The sequence below is a fragment of the Vreelandella sp. L-15 genome, from assembly GCF_056857635.1.
Genome location: NZ_JBSXNN010000019.1, coordinates 1 through 4,627 on the forward strand (window position 1 = coordinate 1; position 4,627 = coordinate 4,627).

A 4,627-nucleotide genomic window follows, 5' to 3' on the forward strand; every position below is an offset into this window, starting at 1 on the left:
TTAACTTCCTATGGCTTCCTTCAGACCCCACCGTTGGCCAGTGACGCCCTTGCCAGTCGGATTGTCTTCCCCTCAGTCGGGGTGACGCCATCTTCTTTCAGATGGCCGGGTTTGCCGGCTTCGCCGGGCAAACAAAAAGCCCCTGACGCTGAGCGTGCAGGGGCGGATGAAACATCATGCTGGCTGAATCGAGCAGCGCGTCACCACGGTTTGGGGAACCCCCCGGTATTCACCGTGCTCCTTCACACGCCCCTTCAGCTTCACTTTCGTCTCTTCGATGGCCTTGCCGGTCTTCCAGACCAGTTGCCGACCATCGGTGTCGCAGAAGATGTGCTTCCACATCAGCCCCCACTTCGTCTCCGAAGTGAAGGACCGCTTGCGTTCACACACCAGCTCCAGGCGTTCGCCCGGCTCGCCGGCATAGCCCAAGGCTATAAGCCCCTCCTGGCCAGCCGCCTGCTCCTTATGGCGGTCGTAGGCGGTGATAGCTGCTGTCATCACCCCGACCCCGCGCCTGAGACCTACCATGTCGTACCGAGCATGATGCACGATCATCGTCTCGAACTCGGAGTGGTCGACCTTCGCCGGCAACACCTCCCGAGCCCAGGCGAGAACAGCATCAGCCTTCGCGACATCCTCAGACGCAAAAGCCGCCATACCTTTGCGGCGCATCACGCTAGAGCGCGTCATCTCGCCAACAATATCAGCGGTGGCCAGATCCCCGGTTTCCTCAGCTCGCGCTCGCGAGACGAATCCACGCTTGCGGATCTGCATGGCCGCGGCGCACATGAGCCAGCGAAGGTCGACCACCGGCTCCGGTGGCCTGCCTCCCTGCACTCCCCTATCCTCATCGATCTCCTCGATCATGTTGATCACAGAGAACAGGATCTGAGCACGCCGAAGCATGGCTTCGCCTCCTTGACGCCCGAGGAAGTCCTTGAGGCACGTCTTGCCTACCTCCAGAATCTTCCCGGTTTCCATCTCCTCCAAGAGGAACAGCCAACGACGCTCACGCGGCTGATGGCAGTGGTCGCAATGCCCTGACGCCTCACCCGACCGATACGGCTCGGGAAGACGATCATAGGCCCATGCCAAGGGAGTGACCCTGGCGGCCGCAGCAGCTGCCATGTCGATCCTGGAAACCAGCCGGTAGCCATCGATCCGCGGCGGCTCTCCCGTGACGCGCACCTTTACGGCTCGGATCATCTCCTCGCGGTGGTAGCCGATCTTGTCCTCGAGATCGAGGATTTCCCGCGTCCAGGGTTTCACCGTCTCTTCAAGCACTTCGATGCTAAACGGCTTCATGCCGAGCTTTGCTGCCTTGCGATCCAATGCTTCCACTTTCACTTTGAGGGCCGGAAGGTGGCTCTTCGGAATCCAGCAAGTGGTCTTGCTCGCTTGGGTAGTCATGATCATTCTCCTCTCTCATTCCTGCGGGATTGCAGGTCTCAAGAAGAGGTAGGGCAGGGAGTGCCCTTCGCAGGCCATCTCAGGGAGAGAAGCCCCAAGCTAGCAGCAAGGGGCTTGAAGGTTTCTTCATCAATTCAGCAGCAGTGAGAGTCGACTGCCTCTACCGCTATAGACGGTCGGGCCTCATTCGGCTCACTACGGTCATGGCAAGGGTGGTTCGCGAGAGGAACCAGCATCTCATTCACCAGCCATTCATAATCATCGGGTATGTCAGCTTGGGTTAGTCTCCCAGACTCCACCATATCCGATAGCCCATCATGAAGCCTTTGGTAAAGGCTAAGAATATCGTCTGCCTTGGGGTTGCTAGCAGGTTGGGCAGGTGCGCTCATGTTTTATCTCCTTTTCATACCAGCTGTATTGCTGGCCTCGCAAGGAGATAGGGGTGGAGCTGACCACCCACCAGACCAGCAAAGAAGTTTGGCAAAGGGGGTATTGGGGCAGGGTGGTTTCGGGGTGGCGGTCGAGGGTGGTGCAGACGCGGTTTCGGTGCCGTCGTGTTTGGTCATGCACTCGCTTCGCTCGCCAGCATCCCGGTTGCAGGGGTGGGGCTGGTATCGTGACTGGATAACTGGCGGTGGGGGATTTTCCTAGAACGCGAGAAGTGACAAGGCCAGGGGCGTTTTCTGGCCTTTTTTGCACCCTGTTATGTTAGGATTAATAGATAAATACCATGTGGAATGATAGATGCCAAAAGCTATTGTTGTGGAAGACGGCCAACTTGAACATGCCGTAAAGGTAGCCCGCATTAGCAGCACCGAGAATGGCCTACGCGATTCGGCTTTACTGCTGGCATGTTTTGGTACCGGCATGACCGTAACTGAGCTGAGTCGTCTGCGGGTGCATGACTATCTCAAGGAGGATGGCACAGTTAAGCGTGATTCAGAGGTCAGAGCAGCTATCGCGTACAATCAAAAGACTCGCCCACTGTGCTGGACGAACAAAAAACTTACTAATGCCATCGACGCACACCTTGCCGAACGGCTAGAGCGTGGGCATGGCATTACCACCCGTAAGGCAGCTTATCGCGGGCTTGATCCAGAGTCGCCGCTGTTTGTATCTGGCCGCACCGGGGAAGGGTTGAAGCTTAGCGCAAAACGCAGGGGCGGCAAGACATACTACAGCGCTACACAGCTCAGCCGCATTTTTACACGGCTCTTTGATCAGGCAGGGATAGAAGGCGCAAGCGCTCAGTCTGGTAGGCGCACACTGGCTGTGAAGCTAAAGCGCAGGGGGATTGATCTGCGACACATTAGCGAGATATTGGGCATCGAGTCACTTGAAGCGGTTAAAAAGCTCTGTGCTGGTGACCCTGCGAGACTAGGCGATATCGTCCGCAAAATCATATAGCCCAAACGAAAAAGGCCCACCCGAAGGTGAGCCTTTTATCTCGCTTGTCTCCGGGGGGAGGCTTACGCCAACAATTCCCAGAGCTAGTGAAAAACATCATATTGCTCAGAAATAATAAAGTCAAGGAGACAAAACGTGCTGACAACCGCTGCCGACATCAAAGCAATAGAGCGAGTAATTACCAGCCAGCGCCTCAGCACATATTCTGGATCAATCGGGATGCGCAATGCCCGGAGAACGATAGAGCTATACGCTTGGAATGCTCAAATTGCAGGCGCTTTCATGTTTCCACAGCAAATATGCGAGGTAGCCATCAGAAACGCTGCTGGCGAGGTGCTAGAAGCCGTATATGGGCATCAATGGCCTTGGGCGATTGGCTTTGAGCGAAGCTTGCCAGACCCAAAGTATGGTTTCAGCATGCGGAAAGAGCTGGCCCAGGCTAGAGGCAAGGTGCCCGCAGGAAATACAAACAAGGTTATTCCCGAGCTTAAATTTGCCTTTTGGGGGAAATTGTTCACCAAAAGGTTTGATCGTCGTTTGTGGGAGCCTCATTTGCGAACCGCTTTCCAGGGGCTACCGCAGGGAGTAGCAGTGCAGCGATGCAGGCAAATGATATACGAAGAACTTGAGAAAGTTCGTGGGCTACGAAACCGGATAGCTCACCACGAACCCGTATTTCAACGTAATTTAGATGCCGACTACGCAAGAATCGAAAGGCTGGTTGGTTGGCGGTGCCCGCGCACTAAGTCTTGGATGAATGAAATTGACATGGTGAGGGAGCTACTGAAGTCAAAACCCTAGTCGAAGTTAATAGACTTCCAGAGGCGCACTCGATAATATGAAACATATTTCCATGGAAAGAGGGTTGAATGTGGCAGTTAAACAACTGGTGCCAATGACGCCAGAGGCGTTTCGTTCAGAGTTGCAAAGTAGGGGGTGGACGCCGCAAATGCTTAGTGAACGCTGGGGAATGACCAGGCGGCGCGTCATGCAGATTATCGCGGACGTTGACCGCCCACGGTATTACGATGATGCAGCTAGGGGGCTGCCGATGGCTGTAAATGAGTGAAATATATTTCTTGATAATTCGGGAAATATATTTCATAATAAGCCCATAGTAACTAATCGAGGAAAAGCGATGTGTTTTCCACGCAAGCCAGGACTAGGCCGTTACAACGCTAGCAGGCATGAATGGCTGCTAGCATACCGTAGCGCTAGGGTTAACGCCGCGACTGGTGCTAAGCCTGACCCAAAGACTGACGGAGTGTTCTGGAAAGCCCGGCTCATTGTTTGTTACGAGCGCACTGATCTTGGCGATAAGCTTTTGCATACAGCATCCCAGCGTCTGGCCATGATCAAACTCACCAACGATGTGCTCAAAGAAATACAAAACGAAAACATGTGATAGGAAAACACCCGTGGCCGATTCAATCACAACTATACGTGCTGCTGCTAAAGAGTGGCGATATAAGTACCCAGAGCAAGATGGCGGGGTGGTGCTTGTGTGGCAAGGGCAAGGGTACGGATGGAAAGATCGCTTGCGTGATGCTTGCCATGAGCAACCTGGAGCCTATGCGGTCGATGCCGAGGGATATGTGTTCGTTGCGGAAGGCGGCGATGACTACAACGGTGCGAAATGCTGGGTACCCGCACCCAACAACTGATCAATAGGAAAAGCCCAGTGAATAGCCAGAGCATTTACCCCGCACTTGATCGAACCTCATTGATGCCGGATGAACTGGTACGTGGTCTTGAAGTGCAGGTACGGTACTTCTATGCCGACAGCCTGCCGGGCACTAAAGCAAAGGTT

5 protein-coding genes are annotated in these 4,627 nt (G+C 54.5%); 3 read left to right on the forward strand and 2 right to left on the reverse strand.

Annotated features, from left to right (window positions below; all coding sequences use genetic code 11):
• Positions 1-174: 174 nt before the first annotated feature.
• Both AC13CY_RS01365 and AC13CY_RS01370 read right to left on the reverse strand, forming a co-directional pair.
• Positions 175-1,410, reverse strand: a complete 1,236-nt coding sequence (locus AC13CY_RS01365) for a hypothetical protein (protein ID WP_230835073.1) — start codon at positions 1,408-1,410, stop codon at positions 175-177.
• A 134-nt stretch (positions 1,411-1,544) separates the two neighbouring features.
• Entirely contained in the window at positions 1,545-1,799 is a 255-nt protein-coding gene (locus tag AC13CY_RS01370) for a hypothetical protein (RefSeq protein ID WP_230835072.1), read from the reverse strand.
• Positions 1,800-2,154: 355 nt separating this feature from the next.
• On the opposite strand from AC13CY_RS01370, the gene AC13CY_RS01375 reads away from it, so the two are divergent.
• The 3 genes from AC13CY_RS01375 (at position 2,155) to AC13CY_RS01385 (ending at position 4,481) form a co-directional block, all read left to right on the forward strand.
• Positions 2,155-2,817 (forward strand): tyrosine-type recombinase/integrase, encoded by a 663-nt coding sequence (locus AC13CY_RS01375; RefSeq protein WP_253557313.1) that lies wholly within the window; start codon positions 2,155-2,157, stop codon positions 2,815-2,817.
• Positions 2,818-2,952: 135 nt separating this feature from the next.
• Positions 2,953-3,618, forward strand: a complete 666-nt coding sequence (locus AC13CY_RS01380; RefSeq protein WP_253557316.1) for a hypothetical protein — start codon at positions 2,953-2,955, stop codon at positions 3,616-3,618.
• Between the two features lie 617 nt (positions 3,619-4,235).
• Entirely contained in the window at positions 4,236-4,481 is a 246-nt protein-coding gene (locus AC13CY_RS01385; protein WP_239392735.1) for a hypothetical protein, read from the forward strand.
• Positions 4,482-4,627: the final 146 nt, after the last annotated feature.

Coding starts and splice junctions, on each gene's coding strand:
- AC13CY_RS01365 (WP_230835073.1), bottom strand. CDS start 1,410: ATGACTACCCAAGCGAGCAAGACCACTTGCTGGATTCCGAAGAGCCAC.
- AC13CY_RS01370 (WP_230835072.1), bottom strand. CDS start 1,799: ATGAGCGCACCTGCCCAACCTGCTAGCAACCCCAAGGCAGACGATATT.
- AC13CY_RS01375 (WP_253557313.1), top strand. CDS start 2,155: ATGCCAAAAGCTATTGTTGTGGAAGACGGCCAACTTGAACATGCCGTA.